Genomic DNA, 450 nt, shown 5'->3' with positions numbered 1-450 from the left:
CGCTAAGGCCACCAGACATAAACTGGCACAAACTGGAAGAAGCCTGGGCTGAGTCTCTCGTCTCAACCCGCATATATTCGGTATTTGATGTACTTCGCACATCCACTCTCGTCGCCTAGCCTTGCTAAGGTACTCAAATGATAGGATCAAGCCTCACGAGCAATTAGTATCGGTTAGCTTCACGCCTCACAGCGCTTCCACACCCGACCTATCAACGTCCTGGTCTCGAACGACTCTTCAGGGAGGTCAAGCCTCCAGGGAAGTCTCATCTTCAGGCAAGTTTCCCGCTTAGATGCTTTCAGCGGTTATCTCTTCCGAACTTAGCTACCCGGCTATGCCACTGGCGTGACAACCGGTACACCAATGATGCGTCCACTCCGGTCCTCTCGTACTAGGAGCAGCCCCCCTCAATTCTCCAGCGCCCACGGCAGATAGGGACCGAACTGTCTC

At 53.8% G+C, this 450-nt stretch carries 1 rRNA gene; it reads right to left on the bottom strand.

Features of this window, described 5'->3' with window-relative positions:
• Positions 1 to 142: 142 nt before the first annotated feature.
• Positions 143 to 450, bottom strand: a 23S ribosomal RNA gene (locus tag CN378_RS23150); the annotation flags it as partial.

It is taken from the genome of Bacillus sp. AFS015802 (assembly GCF_002561455.1).
In the GTDB taxonomy this organism is placed as follows: Bacteria; Bacillota; Bacilli; order Bacillales; family Bacillaceae_B; genus Rossellomorea.
Note: the sequence above shows the minus strand (reverse complement) of the source record. Positions and strands in the feature narration are given on the sequence as shown.